Below are 24,348 nucleotides of genomic sequence, written 5' to 3'. Positions count from 1 at the left end.
CTTGAGCATAAGAAAACAAATTGCTACGTATCAAATCGAGACAATTTGGTTGTTTTCTTCAGTCAGCGAATTTAGATCACAGGTTTTAGACCTCAGATTCAGCCGTATTAAAATGCAGAAGCTTTGCTGTAATTTTTTGAATTACTTGTGTTCTTATTTCTTTTTCTCTAATAAACAAATGTCCGCTATCAAATTGTTGAAACTCGCAACCTCCTAATGAATGCTCCGCCCACCCTAAATGGTCTTCAGGAGAGACCCAAGTGTCCTTTTTACCTAAGAATACCGTAGTCCCTAAGGTTAAGGGTGCTTCATTACGGTAAGAATAACTTTTCACAATGTTCATATCGCCGATAAAAATTGGTAATAACACTTTAATAATACTCTTATTCATTCGCTCATCGCTGTAATCAACAATACCATTTTCCTTAAACACTATGGATAAGGCGGTTAATTGTGCATCATCTAAGGCGCTGATTCGTTCTGAGTTTAAATCAAATAAATTAATATTCATTTGTTGCAGTTTATTGAGCAGATTATCCAGACTTTTGGAGGGGATGCGTGGATCTGGATAAGCCGATGCAAAAAGATGCGCAGGTTGAGGGAGATGATGACGACGTAAATATCGACTCAGTTCAAATCCAATCAGTGAACCAAAACTATGGCCAAAAAAAGCAAAGGGTAAACTAAGTTGAGGTTTGAGCTGATGGGCTAACAAAGAAACCAAGGTATGGAGATTATCAAGTGGTTGCTCTTCCAACCGATTTTCTCTGCCTGGCAATTGGATTGGACATACTTCTATGAAATCAGGGAATTCCTGTTGCCATTCGCGATAAATTGAAGCACCACCTCCACCATAAGGAAAACAAAATAAGCGTACTTGTGCATTTGTTTGTATTTTTCGATAGGCGATCCAGGCGTTATCAAAAGGGGGTTGAGATTCAGTAGTTTCTTCTTTGGAACCTATCCACTGACTCGCTAATACATACTCAGCAATCTCGCTTATGGAAGGGCCTTGCATTATCAAAGGTAAAGAATAGTTGATCCCAATGCTTGTTTCTATGACGCGAATCACCGCCAAAGCCATTAGCGAGTCCATACCTAATTCATGTAAAGACTGCAAGGGACTAATGTCAATTTCAGGCATTGAAAAAATCATGGCAAATTGCTTTGTTAAGTACTGGATCAATTCTTTTTTACATTGTTCATAGGGCAGGGATAAGTCCAGCTGGAATTGGGATTGAATTTCCATGATTTGATTGATTTGAATGGTATCATTGAGGACTGTCATACGTAGATCATGGCAGGCGGCAATCAAGCAGTGGTCTTTATCCAATAAGTACCAATCTGCAATGATGTATTCTCCTTTTGGATGCAGCTCTTTTAATTGGGTGTATACATATTTTTGGTCCTCCAGGGAACCATAAAATTCAAGAGTCCCCATATGGGATGCAATATAGGGTTTGGTGAATTGCTGCGGCAGCAATAAAAAGAGTGTCTGAATGCAGGCATCAATAATTCCGGGGTGCATTTGCGTTACAAATTGTTTCCCACGTTCTGCGGGTTTGGGCTCGCGTAACTCACAAAATAGTTCATCACTATTCGTCCAGTATTGATGGGCCCAACGAATCGTATTACCGGCAGGCATGCCCATGCTTGTTATTCGGTTATAAAACAGTTCCATAGTTCCACAGACCGGAAGTCGTTGCATGAGTTCGGTTTTGGTTTCAATTTTTTTGTAAGAATGGGTGTTATTCAGGACTAACGTACCGGTTGCATGCTCTATCCAGTTTTCTTTGCCATCATTGCTATAAAAGCGAAATGATGAATTGTCGCTTTTTTCATTGGGTTCTATGATGAGATGTACTACAACCGTTTTTTCATCTAAGACCAATATGGGTGATAAATAATTTAGGTTTTGAACCTTAAACGAAATGTGTTGCTGCAATTGTTTTGCTGCATACGCTAACATTTCCAGATAATAGCCGGCATGCAAAACATAAAAGGTATCTTGTACTTCAGGCATTACTTTTGTATCAAACACAAATTCAAATTGTCGTGCTGATAAAGGAGAGGAAAGAGATTTGCCACGCATTGGATAGGCAGTATTTTTTTCATTGAAACCTTGGTCTAGAATGGGCCAGTAAATTTTGCGTTGCCATGGATAAAACGGCATATCTAAAGGCGCATAAACCCGTCCCTCTTCATATTTTTTCCAATCGATGGGTACCTGTTCAACATAGTTTTTTGCTAAAGTGATTTCATCCATGTCGGAAAATTCAGATATTGGAGTGGAATAATTGGATTTCTTTGGTTCGTTATTAATAAAAACCCCCTCAATAGGCGCTACCGGATTTTTGCATAATTGAGCTAATTTTTGATAAAGATCAGCAATTGAATCAGTAATTATTACCAAGCGTTGAGTAAAGTGAGAGCGTCTGATATGGAGGTTATAACAAAGCTGTGCCAAATTGGTTTCGGGATGATTTTTTAAATATCCACACCAGCGGTCGATTAAATCGGTTAATGCAGCAGGTTCTTTTGTTGAAAGCGTAAATAACTCTTTATCCTTAGTAAGAGTGTTGGTACACGTGGGTTGTTCTTCAACAGAAGATTCACGTAACACCAGATGCGCATTAGCACCACCGAAACCAAAACCACTTACCCCAGCAATACTGACCTCCCCGTATCTGGGTAATGGTTCTGCTTTACAGGGAATACTCAAAGAATAGCGGTCAAACGGGATATGTGGGTTCGCATTAGCAAAGTTAAGATGAGGTGGAATTAAACGATTTTTTAGAGCTAAAGCTACTTTAATGACGCTCACAATTCCTGCGGCAGGTTCCAAATGCCCTACATTGGTTTTTACTGAGCCAATCCAACAGGGGTTTTCAACCGCACGATTTTTACCAAGTACTTCGCCTAATGCTTGAATTTCAATTGGATCTCCCAGAAATGTACCTGTTCCATGGCATTCAACATAGGAAACATGAGCTGGATCTGTTTTCGCCATTCGATAAGCAGATCGCAATAATTGTTCTTGTTGTAAACCATTCGGTGCGGTTAAACCATTCGTTTTACCATCTTGATTCATCGCGCTCCCAGTGATTACTGCATAGATCTTATCTTTATCCTGTAATGCTTTGGCAAGCGGCTTTAAAACAATAGAGCCTGCGCCTTCTCCTTGGACATAACCATCCGCCTTGGCATCAAAGGTATGGCATTGCCCGGAAGGAGAAAGCATGGTCGCTTTAGCCAAAACAGAATGGATCGACGGTAATAAATTGATATTTACTGCACTGACTAATGCAGTATCACAAAGCTTCGCTTGTAAGTTTAAGCAAGCTAATTGAATGGCAATAAGCGAAGAAGAACATGCAGTATCTAATACTAAGCTTGGTCCGCGTAAATCGAACAAATAGGATAAACGATTGGCTGCCATGCTGATGGCGCTTCCAGTTGGAATAAACAAAGCATCCATATCTGAGTCTAATTTTTGCAGATGGCTAAACTGACTTGCATATAAACTGGAGAAAACACCCATATTGGAGCCTGCTAAGGCATCAACCGTTAAACCTGCATCTTCCAGGGATTCATAGGCTACTTCCAATAAGATACGTTGTTGTGGATCCATCCGCATTGCTTCACGAGGACTAATACCGAAGAAATAAGCGTCAAATGCTTCAATTTGACGCAGATACCCTCCCCAATAAGGCAAATTAGGATCACGCTGAATGACTTCTCGGGTGCCTTGTAAAAGCTCCCAACGTTCCTCTGGAATTGGCGAAATAATGTTTTTGCTCTGACATAATAACTCCCAAAACTCTTGGGGATTATTGGCTTCAGGTAAACGACAACTCATGCCAATAATTGCAACTGGATCAAATAATTTGTCGTTTTGTTCTTGCAAAAGCTTTTTGAGCTTTTGGATCATTAATAATGATTTTTTTAAAGTCGTTGTCTCATTCATAAGCCTGCTCTAATTCTTTTAATTCCAATTCCAGTAATTCATTGAGTTGTGCTTCGTTTAATTGATCCAAATCAAGAGGTTCCTCTATTTTGAAAAGAGGGACAGGAGAAGGCTCAATATTAATTTGCACACGTTGCATGATGTAATCGGTGAGTTGTTTTAGTGTCGGGTAGCGATATAAGTCCATGGGGGCGACTACATCAGGGAAATGCTTACCCAGTTGCTCGGTATAATCGATGCCAGTAATGGAGTCCATTCCATATTGTTGAAAGGGAGATTCTCTATCAATTTCAGTCACTTCCAATCCGAGTACTGACGCAAAGAGATTCAGGACTAATGTGGTAATTTCCTCCGGGGTTAACGAAGAAACCACCGTTGTTGGCATATTAGAGGCATATTCAGCAACTAAATGTGTAAAGAAATCGAGTTGCTTGGCAGTGGTATTAACCTGTAAAAATTTCTTCCATTGTATCTTACATACGGTAATTTCAGCAGGATTTATTCTGAGAAGATTATGAAACACGGCAATGCCTTCTTTAATACTTAAAGAAGCCATCCCTACAGCATCTAAAAATGCATCATGATTGTGTCTGTGGCTCATTCCTTTTTCTGACCAGGCGACCCAGTTAATACTTGATGCTGGTAAGTTCAAACTACGACGATATAAGGATAGGCCATTCATAAATTCATTAGCTGCTGCATAAGCACTGAGGCCTGCCATGCCAAAATGAGGAACCGCCGCAATGGAAGAAAACAGCACGAAGCATGATAATGGAGCCTGCAAAAAGAGTTCATGCAATACCAAGGAACCGTGTACCTTTACACGTAACACATCCCTCCATAATGTTTCATCCATCTCGGCAATGGTGACATTATCGGTAGTGACGCCCGCTAAATGAAAAACACCATCAATGGAGTGTTGCCATGCTTTTTCGGCCTCCATAATGACCTGACGCATCTGTTCTTGATTGGCTACGTCCACTGCAGCATATCTGACTTGTGCCCCTTTAGCTTCTAACTGCTTGATCCAGTTATTTTTTTCAACTGTGTTAGAGCATAATTCTTTGGTTCCGGTAAGCAAAACAAAACGAGTTCCTTGTGTGACAATAAATTCTGCAACTTCATAACCTAAGGCTCCCAAACCTCCCGTAACCAATGCAGCAACAGGAGCCTTCCAGGCAGGAGGGATTTCATGATTTTGTGGCTCACTATGAGGAAGGAAACGAATGGTGTAACGTTCAGCGGCACGATAAGCAATATGGTTTTCTTTGACTTGATAACGTCCAATTTCCTTGACTAGGATTTTGATATTATGTTCCATCCCTTCATTTACATCCAAATCAAGCAGTAATGCTTGGTATTTTGCTTGTTCGGCGGCAAAAATACGGGTCATGGACCAGAGATAATGCTGCCAAATATTGATGCTATCTAAAGAGCTAACCTGTTGTGATGATTGCGATGCGAGACAAAAGGTTAATTGCTGCGGCCATGAATGCTGCACAATGGCCTGCAACAGATACAGTAACGCATGAGCAGGATCCTTTGAATCGTGTACAGAACATAACTGCTTGTTGCTGTCTATGTCCAGCAGCTTGTCGGCCGAATCTAACGATAATATGAGACCTGTGGATTCCGCGGACAAGCTACGGGGCGTAGTTTGTCGATGTGTAGCTATTTCAGGACATAAATAGACAACGCCTTTTAAATTGTCTTTATGCTGGGCGTGAATTGTGGCAAAGAGTTGTTCGTAATCGGATTTTTGTGACGCATTGACGGTGAATTTATTCTTCTCAATCATGGAGAATTGATCGCCAATAAAACAATAAATCCCTACATTCGTACCCAGTTCTTGTTCTAAGAAAGGTACTGACCCTGGTTCACAGAAAATAAGCCATGTTCCTTCTGTGTCGATTACCCCAAGATGGCATGTTGGTGGGTTTTTTTCCCACTTTGTATGGTAAAGCCAATCTTGAATATCAATCAGTACAGGGTTGTCATCAACAGGTTCAACTACTGGTTGTATTATAGACTGTGCCACCGGTAGGGGTTCTACTTCTTTTGTAGGTATCCAGCAGCGTCGTTTCGTAAATGGATACGTGGGTAAAGAGATAATATGCGGCAATTGTTGTGGGTATAATTGTTCCCAATCTATTTTTGTTCCATTAACCCAATGCTGGACCAACTCTTCATAGCGTGCATCACGGATTAATTGAGTCACCGATTGTGAATTACTTTGAGCATGATAATTCATCCAGGTGTTTGTACCCAGGTGATGAGGATAGTTTGCTAGAGCTACAAGTAATTCATCGGTGTTGGCTGCAATCACTGCAAATCGTGCCCCCATATGCTCACGTCCTGTTTGTAACGTAAAGCATGCATCTCTTAGCCAATTTTCATGTTCTAGATGTTTGTTTTGTTGTAAATAACGGTGCATTTGCTGTACTTTTGCTGTCAAACGGTCTTCATTTAATGCCGATAATAAAAAGATATATGGAATAGGTACCGTGTAGTGTTGTTTTATGGGGGGTATGTATTCTTCAACAATCATATGAACGTTCGCACCGCCCGCACCAAAAGAACTCACCCCTGCACGGCGAGGTACATTATGAGCAGGTTTCCAATCAGTGCATTCTTGTTGGACATAAAATGGGGAGTTTTTAAAATCAATAAATGGATTTAATTGTGTACTATGTAGTGTAGGCGCTAATTTTTTGTGGCGCATCTGTAAGAGTACTTTTGCCAATTGGGATACGCCGGCTGCAGATTCCAGATGACCAATATTGGATTTGACTGAACCCACGGCACAAAATTGTTTGTCTTCGGTATAGTATTCAAAGGCATCTTGCAAACCCCGAATCTCTATCGGATCTCCTAAGGAAGTTCCGGTGCCATGCGCTTCAATATAAGAAATGGTTCGCGCATCAATATTGGCATTTTTTAAGGCTTGTAAAATCACCGCTGCTTGGGCATTGGGATTGGGAACAGTATAACCACTGGTTTTGCCTCCATGGTTCATGCTGCTGCCTTTTATAATTCCATAAATCATATCATTATCGGCAATTGCAGCCGCTAAAGGTTTCAATAAGACTGACCCTACTCCTTCTGAGGGTACGTAACCGGTACCCCCGTCAGCAAAACTCGCGCATCGCCCTTGTTCGGACATAAAATTAAAACTACCCAGGAAGTGATACTTACTTGGATGTAATGACAAGTTAACACCGCCGGCGATTGCCATGGCACAATCACCACGCACGAGGCTTTCACACGCCAGATGAATTGCTGCCAGGGAGGAAGAACACGCTGTATCGACCACAAAACTTGGGCCGTTTACATCAAGGAAGTAAGAAATTCGGTTTGCTACTGAGAATGATTGAATATCCAAAGGCACCCGATTCCCTTTTTGCCACTCCTCTGCGATAAATAAAGGGTAAAAATTATAAGTCACTCCCGCAAAAACACCGACTGAGTTTTTGGCTTTTCGTTTTAATTTGTCGCGGGTATAACCTGCATCTTCTAGCGTGGACCATACAGATTGCATAAACAAACGTTCTTGGGGATCCATTAGTCCTGCATCGCGTGGTGAAATATTAAAAAAGAGGGGATCAAACTTATCGACATCAGGAATAAAGCCTCCATGTGGGAAATAATGTTCTTCACCTCCAACCAGGACAGGATAATCTCGATAATCCCAACGATCTGCTGGAACCTCACCCACACAATCTTGTCCAGAGCTTAAGTTGTGCCAAAATTCATCCATCGAGTTGGCCATAGGAAATGTGCCACTTAAGCCAATAATGGCAATATCCTGAGATGAAGGACTTGCGGGTTTGAAAGTAGATGATATGGGTTTAACCGCTTCCACCTCAAGAGAGGATGACGCCGGCATAACGTCGTTCGTACCTAAGAGCGTCGACAACTTGTCTTTATAATTTTTTATAAAGTATTGAGCTAAATCATTTAATCGATTACGTTCATAAAGTAATGTTTTGGGTAAAGTACCAAAGTCTTTTTCCAGACGGTTAGTAATTTCCAAACCAATTAATGAATCAACGCCATAAACTTCATAGGTCTCATCTTCTTGGATAAGTTCTGCTGAGGTATGTAATTTTTCTGCGAATATCTGTTGTAAATAAGCTAAAGTCTGACCCGAGAAATCCATTACTCCTTTAGTATTCACTGGAGCTAAGGATTGGGGACTTGCCAGAACCTTGGTTTCCTGATCATACCAATAGCGTTGTCTTATGAATGGGTAGGCGGGTAAGGAACCTACACGCTGTATTTTTTCCCCGAGATACACCTGTTGCCAGTCAATGACATAATGTTTCGTATATAAATCAGCCAGAATAAATAACTTATGACGGTATTGAGCGGAGTTTTCTGGTTGATGCAAGCCGTGGATTGCAGCCTGATACACTTCATCAAATACTGGTCCCTGGATCGTGCAGGTTTGGCCTTCATTCATCATGCAATAATCAGGTATTTCATGGTTACTTAATAAGTTTAAAGCATGACATAAAGCATCAACAGAACTCACCACCAATCCACAGCGGTACATAAAATGTGCTCGGCCCACATTTAGGGTAAAACTAAGTGAGGGTAAGGAAATCGTATCTTTATTCTGATTAAGCCATTGGTGCAGATCGACAATTTTTTGGGATAAACTTTGCTGCTGCTTCGCAGACAGGGTAATTAAATAATAGGGTTTAGCCTGATGGTTCTCCGCTATTCTTTGATGGGGGCGTCCCTCCTCAAGTACGACATGAGCATTCGTGCCACCAAATCCAAAAGAGCTGATTCCAGCGCGGAGCGGGATGTCTACCCCGGCATCATTTTTGATACGTTTCCAGGCTTGAGTTTCTTTGATAATAGTGAAGGGTGTATCGTTTAAATTGATGTACGGGTTTAATTCTTGTAAATGCAAAATACCTGGGAGCGTTTCGTGGCTCATGGCCAAAAGCAGCTTGATGATTCCTGCAATTCCGGATGCAGGTTCTAAATGACCGATATTTGTTTTTACAGAGCCTAACCCAATCCAATTTTGCTTTGTTCTCGATGTACGTAACGAGGAAAATGCCAGTTTTAAGCCTTCAACCTCAACAGGGTCACCTAAAGCGGTTCCTGTTCCATGAGTTTCAATATAGGATACAGTATCTGGATCTAAATTGGCTTGGGTGTAGGCACGTATTAATAACTCACTCTGCGCTTTAGCATTCGGTGCCGTCAAAGATTGGGCTTTGCCCCCATGATTTACTGTTGAGGCTTTAATGACTCCGTAAATATGATCCCCAGCTTCTTGAGCCTGTTTTAAAGGTTTGAGTAAAAGACTGGCGACCCCTTCTCCTTTAACATAGCCATTTGCGCTTTTATCAAAAGTCTTGCAGCGACCATCAGAAGATAAGGCGCCTAATTGGCCAGTAACTACTATGGTATCTGGACTCAAAATGAGGCTAACGCCGCCTGCAATGGCTAAATCGCATTCGCCCTGGCGGATTGCTTGTACTGCGCGATGAATGGCCACCAATGAACTTGAGCAGGCGCTATCGATGGCTTCACTCGGCCCTTGAAAATTGAAAAAGTAGGAAACACGATTAGCAATCATGCTGTGTGAGTTTCCGGTAGCAATAAATCCATGATGTTCTTTTTGCTGTTTGGCAATTAAAGTTTGATATTCACTAAATTCAACACCGGCAAAAACACCCACATTTTGTGAGGGAAGTGCAAAAGGGTCGTAGCCTGCATCTTCAATGGTTTTCCATACCGTTTCTAAAAAAAGTCGTTGTTGTGGATCCATAAGATTCGCTTCGCGGGCCGAAATGTTAAAAAATCCGGCATCGAATTGATCGAAATTGTTGATGAAAGCACCCCATTTGGAATTGCTTTGATGTGCTTCATTGCCATAATAATCCCGCCAGTCCCAACGTTCTTTAGGAATTTCAGTCACTAAATCATGGCCTTCCACTAAATGCTGCCAAAATGTGGCCAGGTCATCGGATTGGGGAAAAAGGCCTTGCATACCAATAATAGCGACTGCTTCAGTTTCGCTTGGGACAATACGTCTGGTTTTTATAGTAGGGATATTTATAGGCAGATAAGCTACTTCCTGATGTGCCTGTGCTACTGCTTGAGGAAATTGATTAATTAGGTATTCGCTAATCGCAAGTACACTACTGTGGGTAAAAAACACGGCAGGAGTGAACTCGATTTGGTAATACTCCGTAATTTTTTTTGCCAATTCAATAAAATGCACGGAATCCATCCCATATTCACCAAGATTTTTTTCCAGTGCAATTTTATGTTGGGTAATTTTTAGTATCTGGATTACTTGCCGAATAAGATAAGAATGAAGTTTATCAAGAAGTGCATTTTGAGTTAATGCCAGATTTGTTTGTTTATTATCGATAGAGGCGGGTTGTCCTTCATCAGAATACCAATAGCATTCCTTAGCGAAAGCATAAGTAGGTAGTGAGATTTTTTTCCTGGATTCACCCGCGTGAATTTGCTGCCAATTCAGATTTTGCCCTTCTACATAGAGTTTTGCCAACGAAAGTAATGTCTCTTTATATTGAGAAGGATTTGACAATTGCTGCATTATTACAGGTAAAACGCTAGAATGAATCAGCGTGTTTGCAGCATTTTGTCCTGCATTCATTTGCACGAACAATAGTGGAGAATGTTGGTGTGCTTTAAATTGTTGGATTATTTGTATTGCTTCATCAAGCGTGCTGACCACCATAGCGCAACGGCAATCAAAATGACTCCTACCTGCATTTAAGGTGTAACTCACTTGTTCTAGTTCAGCAAAAGGGTTTTGGCCTAACCAACTTAATAAATCATCGAGCCGTTGATTTAAGGCCAATTCTGTTTTGGCAGATACGGTGAGTAAATAATGCGATTTATTCCTGGTCGGGGTAGGTTGTATTTCCGGTGATTCGGATAAAATCAAATGGGCATTAGACCCTCCCGCACCAAAAGAACTGATCCCCGCAATTCTTGGTATATTGGGTCCAGGTTTTAGCCATTCACTCACATTTTGCTGCACGCGAAATGGTGTCTTAGACCAATCGATATTGGTATTTAAAATTTCTGAAAATAGGGAAGGTACTAGGGTACGATGTTGTAATTGCAACACCACTTTGGTTACTGCAGCAATTCCTGCTGCAGACTCACAATGTCCAATGTTAGATTTTACTGAGCCAAGGGCACAAGGAGATAGTCTTTGACTAAATACTTTATTTAACCCCGCAATTTCAATGGGATCGCCTAGTGCCGTTCCGGTTCCATGTGCCTCGAGATAACTCACTTCATTTGGATTAATATGAGCATTTCGGTAGGTTTCAACAAGCAATTCTGCTTGAGCGTTAGGGCTAGGTACCGTGTAACCGTTTGTTTTTCCACCATGATTAAGCTGGCTTCCTTTAATCACTGCATAAATGAGATCCCCATCGTCTAAAGCTTTATCTAAGGGTTTTAATAGGATTGCCCCCACTGCTTCACCGGGTACATAACCATCGCCGCCCTCACCAAAGCTGCGGCAATGTCCATCACGTGCCAAAAATTTCCCATGACTTAGCAACAGATATTTATTGGGATGCACAGAAAGATTCACGCCACCTGCAAGCGCCATATCACATTCCCCTTCGCGAATACTCTGGCAAGCTAAATGAATTGCGGTAAGCGAGGAGGAGCACATGGTATCCAGTGCCATGCTTGGACCATGAAAATCAAAAAAATAGGAAACTCGATTGGCGATGGAAGCAAATATTGAATTGGTTGGCACAAATGAATGAGCATCAGTCAATTCATTACCAAATAGCTGATATTGCCCATACATTACGCCGACGTAGACGCCTACTTTTTTTCCAGCTAAAGCTTCATGGGGATATCCGGCATCTTCTATCGTTTTCCAGGCTGTTTCTAAAAATAATCGTTCCTGGGGGTCCATCAATGCAGCTTCGCGTGGGGAAATATTAAAAAACAGGGGATCGAACTGTTCCACATCGGTTAAAAAACCACCCCATTTACTGTATGTTTTTCCCTGATTATTTTGATCCCCATCAAAATAATCTTCCAAAGGCCATCGTTCCTTGGGAATTTCGCGAATACAATCTTTTCCCGTATAGAGGTTATGCCAAAATGTGCTCAAATCCTTAGCTTCTGGATAACGACCGGTGATCCCAATAATGGCGATATCTTGCGATAGGGCAGTTTTTTTGGGCATCCTGGGTGAGATGACCAATGGGTGAACGGTATTTATCATTGGAGTGCCAATATCAGATGAATAGGACATTAATTGATGGGCATAATGCTCCATGAAATATTCCGCTAAATCGGCTAAGTTTCGGTATTCAAAAAATAATGTTTTAGGTAATTCACTAAATTCGCGTGCTAAGCGCTGATTGAGTTGCATGATCATCAAGGAATCAACCCCATAGCTTTCGAAAGGGGATTGGGGATCAATATGTTCTGACGAACATTTTAAGGTTTCTGCCAGTATGTTCCTTAAAAAATTTTCAGTGTGATTGCGAAAATTTGCGTTTACCACAGGGCGCTGAGTAGTTGTTGATTGGTTCAGCATTGCGTTATTTTGCAAGGCACTCATGAGTTTTTGTTGATAACCCGGGAGTACAATACAATTGGGGGTATTGTGCTGGAATGCCTGCAAAAATGCAGTGAATCCCTGTTGCGACGATAAACTGATAATGCCTAAGTTTTGCTCAAGCGCCTGTTGGTATTCAGGAGCAATGTGCAACCCTCCTTCTTCCCATAGTGGCCAGTTAATCGAAAGAGTATGTCCAAAACAATGGCCGAGTGCTCTTTGTTGTTCTCGTTCCCAGGCAAACTCATCCAGGAAACAATTAGCATAAGCATAATCACTTTGTCCGGCATTCCCGAACACGGCAGCGACAGAGGAGAACAGTACCAAGAAATCTAAAGGTTCATTAAGGGTCGCTGCATGTAAATTGCACATCCCATAAATTTTAGGAGCTAATACCTTGGCTACTTCGGAAATGGTTTTATGAACGATAAATCCATCATGGGTAAGGCCGGCAGCATGAATAATGCCATTAATTCCCCCGAAACGTTCTTTAGTACTTTGAATGAGGGCTTGGACCTCTTCGTAGGATGCTACATCCGCAGCCAGATAAACGACAGAGGCATTCTTCTTTTCTAATGCTGCAATTCGTTTTTGGTGTTGCTCCGATAGGGTTGAACGACCGGTTAATACGATTTTGGCCTGATAATGCTCTGCCAAATAGGTGGCGAACAAATAACCAAGTTCTCCCATACCTCCAGTAATCAAATATACCCCTGACTCCTTGAGAGCAGGAAACATTGTTATGGGAGAAGGAAGCGGTTCATATCGGCGAACATATCGCTGGTTGTTCCCATCGTATCGAACTTCAATTTCATTTTGAGTTAGTTCTGGTGCAAGGAGTCCAAGATCCTGCAGTTCAATAAAACGACAAGAGATTTTAGATTGTTCTTGATGCAGACTTTTTGCAAAGCCCACTAAAGCACGGGCATAAACACAAGGATTTTTACTAATACAAACCAGTTGTATTGGATTTTTGGGCTTTGATTGGCATATTTGGCGTGTTAGCGTTTGGAGAAAATAATAGGTTCGCTCTAAATTCTTTTGAATCGAATCAATTTCTGTAACTGAATAAGGCCCCTTATTGGAATCGTCCAGGGCAATAACAATACATTCCCGAGGTGAGTCGATTAATATATCTGTACTATAAGGATCAGTCACAAGTTGGCATGAGACCGTTGGAGCTGATACATGCTCCTTAATGGATTGGATTACTTGCGGGTTATTCCCTAAAATCAGGATGGATTCCGGAGACTTTGTTGAGGAACATAGGGATTGAATGCTCCATTGGGAAGAATAATAGGCTACCCTTGTCTCAGGTTTAGGAGATGCAGGCACTGCGCATAAGGTAAATCCCGTAATAACCAATAAGAGTGTTCCCTCTGTATCAGTCACTTGAATATTAAATACAGGCATGTGCTGATTATCTACAGCAGAAATCAAGTTGGCCCGTACGTAACATGTTTTGGTTAAAGCCTTGTAAATATCAATTTGTGTTATGGAAAAAGGCAGGTAGAGTAGGTCGCGATTTCTAAGTAATACCTGGGTAGTCTGTAAAATCCCATCGAACAAAGCGGGATGGAGTACAAATTCATGGTTCTTAAAAGGAAGAATTGCGGGAAGGGTAAGCTCGGCCAAAAGATTATTGTCATCAAAATTTAGGGTTTCAATAACCTGAAAAGCTGGACCGTAGACTATCCCTACCTGTTTAAAATAGGCATAAATTGCATCGGGTTCCTGAGTTTGGTCCAATGCTGATTTTAACTCCTGAATGTTAAGTCCGATGTGGGGGGCCACAGGAGCGCTCTCCGCACAATAGATAGAGCCACTCATATAGGAAATAGCGTGCTCTTTATCAGTTAACACAAACGATACCCAATCGCTTTCAGGAGCTAGATGAACATGCAGAGGATTGGACAAATCCGGAGTTTTTATCGGTTTTTTCCATATTATATTACTTAAGGTGAGTACGTGCTGATTGTTTGAAGCCAGACTTGCAGCAACACGAACCATCTCTAAACACACAGCACCAGGTAAGACCGCTTCATCATGTAACTGATGATCGTGCAAATAAAATTCATTTCCTGAAAATTGCTTACTAAAAATCGATGTCGAAAACGTAGACCTATTTTCATCGATCAATGGATGGATACTTTGATGCGTCTTACTTTTAAGCTCCACCCAATGTGATTCTCTGGCGAAGGGATAAGTAGGGAGCGATATTTTTTCCTGATAATTCCCATAGATGGTACGCCAATCGATGGGTTTGCCTTGTAAATACATACTCTGAATTTGTTTTAAATCAGCAGCCTGCTCATTGGTATTGGATTGTGCTGCTGCGAGCAGATATTGGTCGATATCTTCACTGGATGAAATAGAATTCAAATAGTCCTTTAACTCATCAATCGTCGTCACTATCACGCAAAAACGCTTGGGAAAATGTTGCCGTCCCGCATTCAAAGTGTAGCTGAGAGAAGCTAAAGAAGGAGCATTTTGTTGTCGATCCAACCATTTAAGCAGCTCAGCAGCTCGTTGCTGCAATGCAGATGTCGTGAGTGCAGATAAGCTAATTAGGTAAGCAGAGTTTTGAAATAAGCTTTGGACGCGCTGGGGACTCTCTTCAAGAATAATATGGGCGTTGGCGCCGCCAAACCCAAATGAACTTACTCCCGCTCTTCTAGGATTGTTCGCTGTTTTGGGCCATTGGGTCGGCTGATTCACGAGATAAAATGGGCTGTCCTCAATTTCAATATAAGGATTTAATTCATTTAAATGTAAATTAGCGGGTATCAGTTCATGATGCATTGCAAGTAAAGTTTTAATGATCCCCGCAATTCCTGCTGCAGATTCCAAATGACCAATGTGGGTTTTCACTGCTCCTAAACCGCAATAGTGCTTGGGTAAGGATTCAACCTGTTGTTCCACAGCCAGATGATGAAATGCTTTCTTTAAGCCATTAATTTCAATGGGATCCCCCAACGGCGTTCCGGTCCCATGGGTCTCGATGTATTGAATGCTGTGGACAGGGATTTGCGCGCGCTGACAAGCAGTGATGATCACCTCTGCTTGTGCATTGGGATTGGGCGCGGTAAGCGTATTGACATGTCCGCCATGATTGACTGCAGTTCCCTTAATTATCCCGTAAATATGGTCGCCATCCTCCAAGGCCTGAGTGAGTTTTTTCAATAAAATAGCGCCCGCTCCTTCACCACGTACATATCCATTGGCATCTTTATCAAAAGTTTTGCAACGCCCATCCTCACTTAACATTCCCGCTTGATTGGCAGCAATAAATGAAGTGGGAGTGATTAATATATTCACTCCGCCTGCAAGGGCAAGATCGCAATCACCATGTAAAAGCGCTTGGACTGCTTGATGAACAGCAACAAGGGAACTGGAACACGCTGTATCAATGGTCTCGCTCGGTCCGCGCAAATTTAAAATGTAGGAAATACGATTGGCAATCATGCTATTCATCGTACCTGTTGTAAGATAAGCATCCATAACTTCATTTTTTTGCAACAGTTCGGCGTAATCATGATTAAATACACCCACAAACAAACCTGTTTTCATTGTGGCTAGAGTTGAGGGACTGTATCCAGCATCCTCAATTGTTTTCCAAATGGTCTGGAGAAATACGCGTTGTTGTGGGTCAATTAACTCCGCTTCGCGGGGCGAGATATTAAAAAAAGTTGCATCAAATTGATCGATATGATCAATAAAACCACCCCATTGTACAGTCAAATCATGCCAGTTCCAGCGTGATAGAGGTACTTCACTGATGCAATCTTTACCCTGCAATAAATTAGCCCAAAAGGCATCAAGATCAGGCGCTTGAGGGAATACACCGCTCATTCCGATAATAGCAATATCATTCGATTCAGCAGATGCTGGTGTTTCCTTGTTAAACATGTTTACAACCCCAGGGGCTGCTAATAAATCGGTATAAAATTCTTCCAGAGTGGCATATTCATACAATGCAGCTGGAGATAAGGTTAGTTGATAGGCTTCATTGAGGATCGTAGTGAGGTGAATGATATTAATGGAATCGAAAGAATAACGGCTTAAGGGGGCATATAAGTCGATGTCGTTTTCATCTATGTTCAGTACATTGGCTACTAAAGTGATAAATTGATTTTGCTTACGATGATTTTCATTGGGGTTTGCTGAAATGTTCTGTGAAAAATTCTGAGCTAAAACTGCCAGATTGTGTTCATTATATAATGATTGAGCTTTTTTTCGTTGTAATTTGCCACTACCGGTTTTAGGAAGGGCTCCCTTAGGACTAAAAACTACTTCATGAATATCTACACCATGATGTTTGGTGATTGCATGACGAATGGCATTTTTGATCTCAGGCCATAGTGATTGAGGTGTTTCTTCTCCCAACTCCTGTACAATAATGATTTTTTCTTTGTTGGCAAGTTCTGTAGAAAAGGCGACTTGAGGAAGTGTTATTTTGAACGGGGAGAGGGCATGGGCCACCGTGATTTCCAAATCGAGAGGATAATATTTCTTGCCATACACCACGAGGACCTCTTTTAATCTGCCGGTTAAATAGATTTCATCCTCTTGAATCAACCCAAGATCACCCGTTCTGAAGTAATGGTGATCGATGCCAGGAACGGTTGCATGAAACACTGCTTGTGTTTCATCAGGACGTCTCCAGTATCCCTGAGCGAGTGATTTGCCGGATAACCAAATTTCACCCGTTTCTCCAGCTGCAACGGGACGTTGTGTTTCAGGATCCACAACAAGTGCCTGTAATCCGTGCAATAATTTACCGCTGCTGACTAATCGTCGTTGATGATTCGCATCGTTTTGCTGGATCAATGAATGCGGTTCCGAGCCAAAAGAGGTTACCGCAATTGCACCTGATAATTCGGACATCCCATATGCGGAACAAAACTGCTTTAATGAAAAACCGCAGGAGCCAAACTTAGTAGAAAAATCAATAAGGGTTTGATATTGCACAATATCGCCCCCATTAATTGCGACCTTCCAGTGTTTTAAATTGAGTGCTGCAATTTCTGTTTCTTTGATATCCCGTACGCAAATATCATAACCAAAGTTGGGGCAACCACTATGGGTAACTCGATAGGTTGAAATAGCGGATAACCAGGTAATAGGTTTATTAATGAATGCAGCTGGGGGAACGATAATTGCTTTGGTTCCGTGATATAGCGGTACTAATATTCCACATACCAGTCCATACACATGGGTATGAGGAGCCCAGGTCAAGGTGATGCTTTTTTTCGTGTAATGCCAAACTTTAATCGTTTCTTGCAAACTATGCTGTAAATTTCCATGCGTGATGATTGCGGCTTTGGGAGTCGAAGTTGACCCTGAGGTATATTGTAAGTAGGCTACGGTGTCGTCAGTAATAGGAATTGATTGATAATTTGTTACAGACTTAGTTTTAATTGTATCCGTAGTCAGTATCGGTACTTTTCTCTTTAGAATAGTTTTAATACCTGAGTGGAACGAAGATAAGCTTAAGACTGCGGCAATATCAGCATCTTCTGCAATACTGTTTAGGAATGCCTCATGTTTGGCAAATTCATCTTTTTTAGGGCAGGATACGGGCACGGCAATAATGCCAGCATACCAACACCCAAGCAAACTTGTTACAAACTCAACCCCTGTGGGGTAAAGAAGAATGACGCGTTTGCCAGTCATTTTTTTGGTTTGTAAATGGACGGCAATTATTTTTGCCTGGTAATCCAACTCCGCTAAGGTAAGTTCTGCTGTTTTATGTACACCATCTTCTAGGTAAAGAATTGCTTCTTGATGAGGATTTTTTTGCGCTCTGTTTTGTACTACATTAACAATGTTCTGCATGAGCAACTTCCATTTGCTAAGTCACAGTTGGGTTGCACCATGCTATCAATACTCGCAAATAATGTCATCCTTATCTTGAGAGATATTATTGTAGCTAGTGTGCAAGGGAGCGTAACCCAGGTTTACAACCCAAGAGAGCCCAGGTTTGGCCTCATTTTGCACTGTCGATAGATGTTTACCAATTAGTCAAAGCTTCATAGGTATTTGTGGCGTGTGCTTTTAAAAATTCAGAAAAATCTTTGACATCCAGTGGCTTACTAAAGTAATAGCCTTGCATGATGTAACAACCATTTTCTTTTAAAAATTTAATTTGTTCTAACGTTTCTACACCTTCAGCCAGACAATCAATATTCATTCGATGAGCCAAAGCAATGGTGTTTATTACAATATTTCTACTATCAATACTGACGTCAACATCTTGGATAAAGGTCTTATCAATTTTTATTTTATTGACTTTAAAGAGCTTAAGATTACCAAATTCAGAATAACCAGTACCGAAGTCATCAATGGCTAGGGAGATCCCCATTTCGGTAAATTTATTAATAATTGGGATGGCGTCGTTTTGAAATGCATTGGACTCTGTTAGTTCAAGTTCAAGAAACTTGGGGGATAGCTGCAGTTGATTTAAAATTTTCTCGATACGCTCAACCAGATCTTGTTGGACTAGCTGTTTTGCTGACAAATTAACGGACATAACTAATTTAAAGCCGCTGTCATGCCATTGTTTCAATTGATGGCATGCGGCGTTTAATACCCATTCACCAATCGGAAGAATCATACCGTTGGCCTCGGCTAAAGGGATAAACTCCAATGGGGAGAGCATTCCTAATATAGGATTTTTCCAACGTATTAAAGCCTCGGCACCACAAACTGTTCCCGTTCTTAAATCAATAAATGGTTGGTAATTTAAGATGAATTCGTTATTTTCAATAGCACGATACAGTTGATTTTCTATATTTAATTGTCTGGAGGCATCGGCAGTAATTACGGTATTGAAAATACGTACGCTATTTCCTCCACGCTCGGTAGCTAATGTTCGTGCGGCTTCTGCGTGCGTAATCAAGGTATCTACATCGCGGCCATCATTCGGAAATATACTGATACCCACACTTGCTGTTAAGTTTAATTCTTGTTGGGCAACATACACTGGATTTTCTAATACAACAAATAATTCCTGAGCACTGTCTTCTGCTTCCAGCGAATCAATGATTGGATCGATTAAAATAACAAATACATCTTTGCGTAATAGAGAAATGAAATATTTTTTATTCTTTTCTGCAAGTTGGGCAAAACGTTGGGCGATGCGGTGAATAATTGTAGCGGATGCTTGATGACCGATACTATCATTAATTTTCATCATATTGTTTAATGAAAAACAAGCAATGGCAAATTTTTGGTGTTCTCTAACCGCTCGTTCCGTTATATCCTGAATGTGATCAAAGAGAAAACGTTCATTAGGTAAATCGGTTAATAAATCATGTGTGGCTTGATAGGTTACTAATTTAAGCGATTGTTCTAATTCTTCGGTGCGTTCTTTAACTCGTTGTTCTAACAAAGTATTCATATCTTCGAGCTTATGGTTCAGTAAAGCATTCTCATAACCCAGACGAAATACTTTTAAAATGATTCTATTCCCTACAAAGCAAGCCACGAGCATAAATATCCCGAGCACGAAAAAGGAGCCCGTAACCGACATACTAATATGACTCGCCTCAGAATGAAATAAGTCAATGATTAGGAAGAAATGATATAAAATGGTAGGGGTGAGTAAACAAACAATACTGGTTACACCCATGGTTAAATCAATTGCCGTCGAGAAGGAAAAACAAATTAGAACAGCAGACAAAAAGATGATGGTGGTCATTCGTTGATCCATTCCATCATCCATAAACAAAATACCAATACTGCTCCATACCAGACAGATTAAAATAACAAGATAGAGGAATCCTTTCCGACATTTAAGAATTTCTTCGCGAGTTATATGCTTGTATTCAAAACGAAAAGCCCATAGGACATTGAGCAAGTTGGCAATCACCAAAATAGAGTACCATGAAATAATTAATACAGGTCGAGTTGTACTATAAACCGCTAAAACGTAAAGAAAAGCACCAACGATATTGGCAAATGCACCTAGCTTGACCATGCTGTGAAAGGATTTAGCTGTTTCAAATTCAATTTTTCGATCAATCTCGCGCTGTTCACTGGAAGTTAATTGCGGCGCCTCGATAAATTTATGTCCTGTAATGGGCTTTGACATATAAGCTCCTTGCTCTATCATAATATTGACAGAGTCATTTCCTAAACCCCTATATATAGTATATTACTATTTTATTTTCTTGCTTTGAGTACTCAAATTGTTAAAACATAGAGCATAACCTCCAAAATACTTTTATTTTGAACTCGTCCTGGAATTTTTTCCTGCAGGAGCAATCGAAACTGATTTTGTTCTGCTAGTTTTTTAATATAGTCAGGATGATGGCTGAAACGTGCACTCGTTTCAAGCGACCAAGGGATAGTCGAACTGATCTCAGTACTAAAGATAAAATAGCCTTTGGGTTTTAGATGGTGGTAAATAGTATGAAAGAGTCCGTCAAGTTCACCAAAATAAGGTAATACATCGGCTGCGACAATGAGATCATAAAATGCTTTATTTTGTATTAGAAATTGGTTGATTTCAGCTTTCACCAAATTGTCATAAATTTCTTTTTCTTTGGCCTGAGCCAACATTTTTTCTGCGATATCAACGCCGGTTAAGTGTTTACTTATATCTCGAAGAACGATCCCGGTTAAACCCGTGCCGCAACCTAAATCTAAAGTGTGGGTGTTCATTGGTAATTCGAGTTGATGAACTACACGTGCCACATGTTGCGGGATGGAATAATTTAGTGTCCCTTTCATATGTTGATCATAATAAAGCGCGTAGTTGTTAAATAAATTATGGGCATATTCGGGAGTAGTTTTTGCTTGCTCATCCCCAGTGATTGCGTGAAACATATGGGCACTTATTGTATCTTGTGGATTAATCGCCAGTGCACGCTCTAGATACTCTCTTGCTTTATCTCTTTGTTCTAACTTAATGTAAATTGCGGCCAGATTATTCAGCGATGAGGTATGGGTGGGTTCTAAGTCGAGTATATGGTCAAAAAGAATAACGGCTTCATTTAAATGACCTAAAGCCATTTGCGCTACGCCCGAATTATATAAGTATTCAATATTATCAGGTTCTTTTTGCAACAACACATCATAATGCATGAGCGCATTTTCAAAACGATCATGGTGCATGAATGTTGCTGCCAAATTATTACGGGCTTCAATATTCTCGTTGTCCAGGGCTAACGCTTTACTGAAATAATCGATTGCCAGTTGGTTTTGTTGTCTTTTTAAAGCAATGACGCCTAAGTTGGAAAGTGCCTCTATTTGCCTGCTATCTTGATCTAAAACATTTTGAAAAGCTTTTTCTGCTTCGACAAGTGCATTTTTTTCGAGGTGCAAAACACCGAGATAGAACAGTGCTTCCGTATGAAAAGGATTTAAAGAAACGACATTATTAAATTGAATTTTAGCCGCATCCAATTGGTTATTTTGCAACAACAATAAGCCCAAATTAAAATGAGCTGCACTAAAATCAGGTTCAGCATGAACTGCTCGAGTATAGTGTAATAATGCTTGTGGATAATTATTTTGCAAAGCATAAACTGTCCCTAAATTATTATGAGCTTGGGCATAATCGGGCTGCAGTTTTATGGCTTGTTGATAATACTCTGTTGCTTTATCAAGCTGATGTAATTTCTTGTAAGCGTTCGCTAGGTTATTGAGCAGACTGGCATTATCAGGACTTAAGGAAAGCGCTTGTAACAGATAGAGAATTGCGTTATCCATGTCACCTAGTTGAGCATAAGTGAGTCCTAAAAAATGCAGGGTATTTAGATGCTTGGGCTCCTGGGACAATATTTGTTCATAAAGGCTTATGGCTTGGGGCAGTTGACCTTCATATTGAAATTTATATGCTTGTGCAAAGAGTGCATCCGTATCCATCATCAATTCTTAAGTAGATCACGCAATTGCTTTAAGGCGTGTGCGCGGTGACTGATATTATTTTTAATTTTAGCAGGTAATTGAGCCACCGTGCATTCAAACTCAGGAATATAAAATATGGGATCATAACCAAATCCACCTTCCCCCAGAGGAATGTCCTGGATCACTCCTTTACATCGACCGGTTGCGATGATTGGAGTAGGATCTTTTGCATGTTGTACCACTGCGATGGCACAGTAAAACCAAGCTTCGCGCTGTTGTAAAGGAATATGGGCTATTTTTTCCAATAACAAATGGATATTCTCCGCATCGGTTGCATTGGCGCCTGCATAACGTGCGGAATAGATTCCTGGTTCACCGTTTAATGCAGGCACTACTAGCCCTGAATCATCAGCTAAAGCAGGTTTTCCTGCATGTAGACTAGCATGACGCGCTTTGATAAGTGCATTTTCAATAAAGCTTAAACCATTTTCAACCGCATCTGAAATTCCCAAATCGGTTTGTGGAGTACAATCAATAGGCGCTAATAAATCGCGCAATTCTTTAATTTTTCCAGGATTACTGGTAGCAAGAATAATTTCTTTCATCATTTAAACTATAAAAAGTGGAGTTACATAAACCTCTTAAGGTGAAGCACCGGAACCTTGAAAATTAGGCACTCTATGGCAGTTAAAAAGTTTTTTTTAAACTCCTTTCGAAAAGTTATCCAGTTTAACCTGATGGATTAAAAATAGAAATTAATTTTGTGATAATACCTGCCCTGTCTAACTTTATTAGCAACCAAAGTTTACTTTTTTTGATCACTTAAGTGATTAAAAATTAAACTAAACAAATAGCTTTATTACCGCATTTAGGCTAAAATATGGTTTTTGTCGGATCACTCAACAATGCCTATTTCACATCTTTTATTGGCTCTTTTAGTTGTGGTAATTTGGGGGGTAAACTTTCTTTTTGTTTCTTTTGGACTGGAAGAAATTTCACCGCTGTTGCTCTGTTCCCTCCGCTTTTTATTAGCAAGTGTTCCGGCTATATTTTTTATCAAAGTTCCTCAAGGCTCATTCAGAGTAATTGTCCTTTATGGCTTTGTTATGTTTGCTTTGCAATTTTCTTTTCTCTTTATGGGTATGAACATCGGTATGCCTGCTGGAATGGCCTCTTTACTCATGCAAACCCAGGTTTTCTTTAGTATGTTTTTTGCTGTGATTTTTTTAGGTGAGCAACCTAATATGGGGCAGATTATTGGCGCGTTAGTAGCTTCGCTTGGAATTGGCTTGGTTGCCATGCATTTTGATAGTGAAATCTCTTTGCCCGGTTTTATTTTAATTCTTGCCGCTGCTGCCACTTGGGGATTTGGGAACCTAATTACTAAGAAAATTAAAGGGACGAATGACAATATGATGGCAATTATTGTCTGGGGTAGTTTTGTTGCATGTCTACCGATGTTTGTCTTTTCTTTAATCGTTGAGGGACCTGCTAATTGGGTTTATACCTATGAACATATAAGTTGGCGAGGTGCTCTGTCATTAGCCTACATTGTATGTGCATCCACTTGGATAGGTTATGGAGTTTGGAACTGGCTCATCGCCCGTTATCCAGTTGGAGTAGTTGCTCCATTTACTTTATTGGTTCCTATTGTTGCTATCCTTAGTTCAGTTCTAGTTCTTGGGGAACCGTTTCAGTTATGGAAACTTGCTGCCGGATTATTAGTCATCGGCGGTTTGTGCATCAATATCTTGGGCGCCCGCTTTTTTACCGTTAAAGTACAATCTGAAACCGCATAGAATAAATCTGGCCATGGATGGTAATGGGACTTGGGTGCAGCAGCGATGCGCAACTTGAGTTTCACTTCTTGGCACCCAGGCTATAACTTGATTGAGAAAATGATATATTATATGCCTTTGTTATTAATATT

6 protein-coding genes are annotated in these 24,348 nt (G+C 40.6%); 1 reads left to right on the top strand and 5 read right to left on the bottom strand.

From position 1 onward, the window contains the following. Window positions 1-85 precede the first annotated feature (85 nt). From ACWTE2_RS12475 to rdgB, 5 genes are all read right to left on the bottom strand, one after another. Window positions 86-3,967 (bottom strand): beta-ketoacyl synthase N-terminal-like domain-containing protein, encoded by a 3,882-nt coding sequence (locus tag ACWTE2_RS12475; protein ID WP_454785594.1) that lies wholly within the window; start codon window positions 3,965-3,967, stop codon window positions 86-88. Next, window positions 3,960-18,401 carry an SDR family NAD(P)-dependent oxidoreductase gene (locus ACWTE2_RS12470; RefSeq protein ID WP_454785593.1) on the bottom strand — a complete coding sequence of 4,814 codons (14,442 nt, stop codon included), beginning with the start codon at window positions 18,399-18,401 and terminating at the stop codon, window positions 3,960-3,962. The genes ACWTE2_RS12475 and ACWTE2_RS12470 overlap by 8 nt, the downstream gene beginning before the upstream one ends. A 175-nt stretch (window positions 18,402-18,576) precedes the next feature. Continuing rightward, complete coding sequence (locus tag ACWTE2_RS12465) at window positions 18,577-20,658, bottom strand: putative bifunctional diguanylate cyclase/phosphodiesterase (RefSeq protein ID WP_454785592.1); 2,082 nt, start codon at window positions 20,656-20,658, stop codon at window positions 18,577-18,579. A gap of 92 nt (window positions 20,659-20,750) precedes the next feature. Further along, complete coding sequence (locus tag ACWTE2_RS12460) at window positions 20,751-22,436, bottom strand: tetratricopeptide repeat protein (protein ID WP_454785695.1); 1,686 nt, start codon at window positions 22,434-22,436, stop codon at window positions 20,751-20,753. A 2-nt stretch (window positions 22,437-22,438) separates the two neighbouring features. Next, window positions 22,439-23,023 carry an RdgB/HAM1 family non-canonical purine NTP pyrophosphatase gene (gene rdgB / locus ACWTE2_RS12455; protein ID WP_454785694.1) on the bottom strand — a complete coding sequence of 195 codons (585 nt, stop codon included), beginning with the start codon at window positions 23,021-23,023 and terminating at the stop codon, window positions 22,439-22,441. A 300-nt stretch (window positions 23,024-23,323) separates the two neighbouring features. On the opposite strand from rdgB, the gene ACWTE2_RS12450 reads away from it, so the two are divergent. Continuing rightward, window positions 23,324-24,217 (top strand): EamA family transporter, encoded by an 894-nt coding sequence (locus ACWTE2_RS12450; RefSeq protein ID WP_454785591.1) that lies wholly within the window; start codon window positions 23,324-23,326, stop codon window positions 24,215-24,217. Window positions 24,218-24,348: the final 131 nt, after the last annotated feature.

This window comes from Legionella nigrisilvae, from assembly GCF_977063395.2.
Note: the sequence above shows the minus strand (reverse complement) of the source record. Positions and strands in the feature narration are given on the sequence as shown.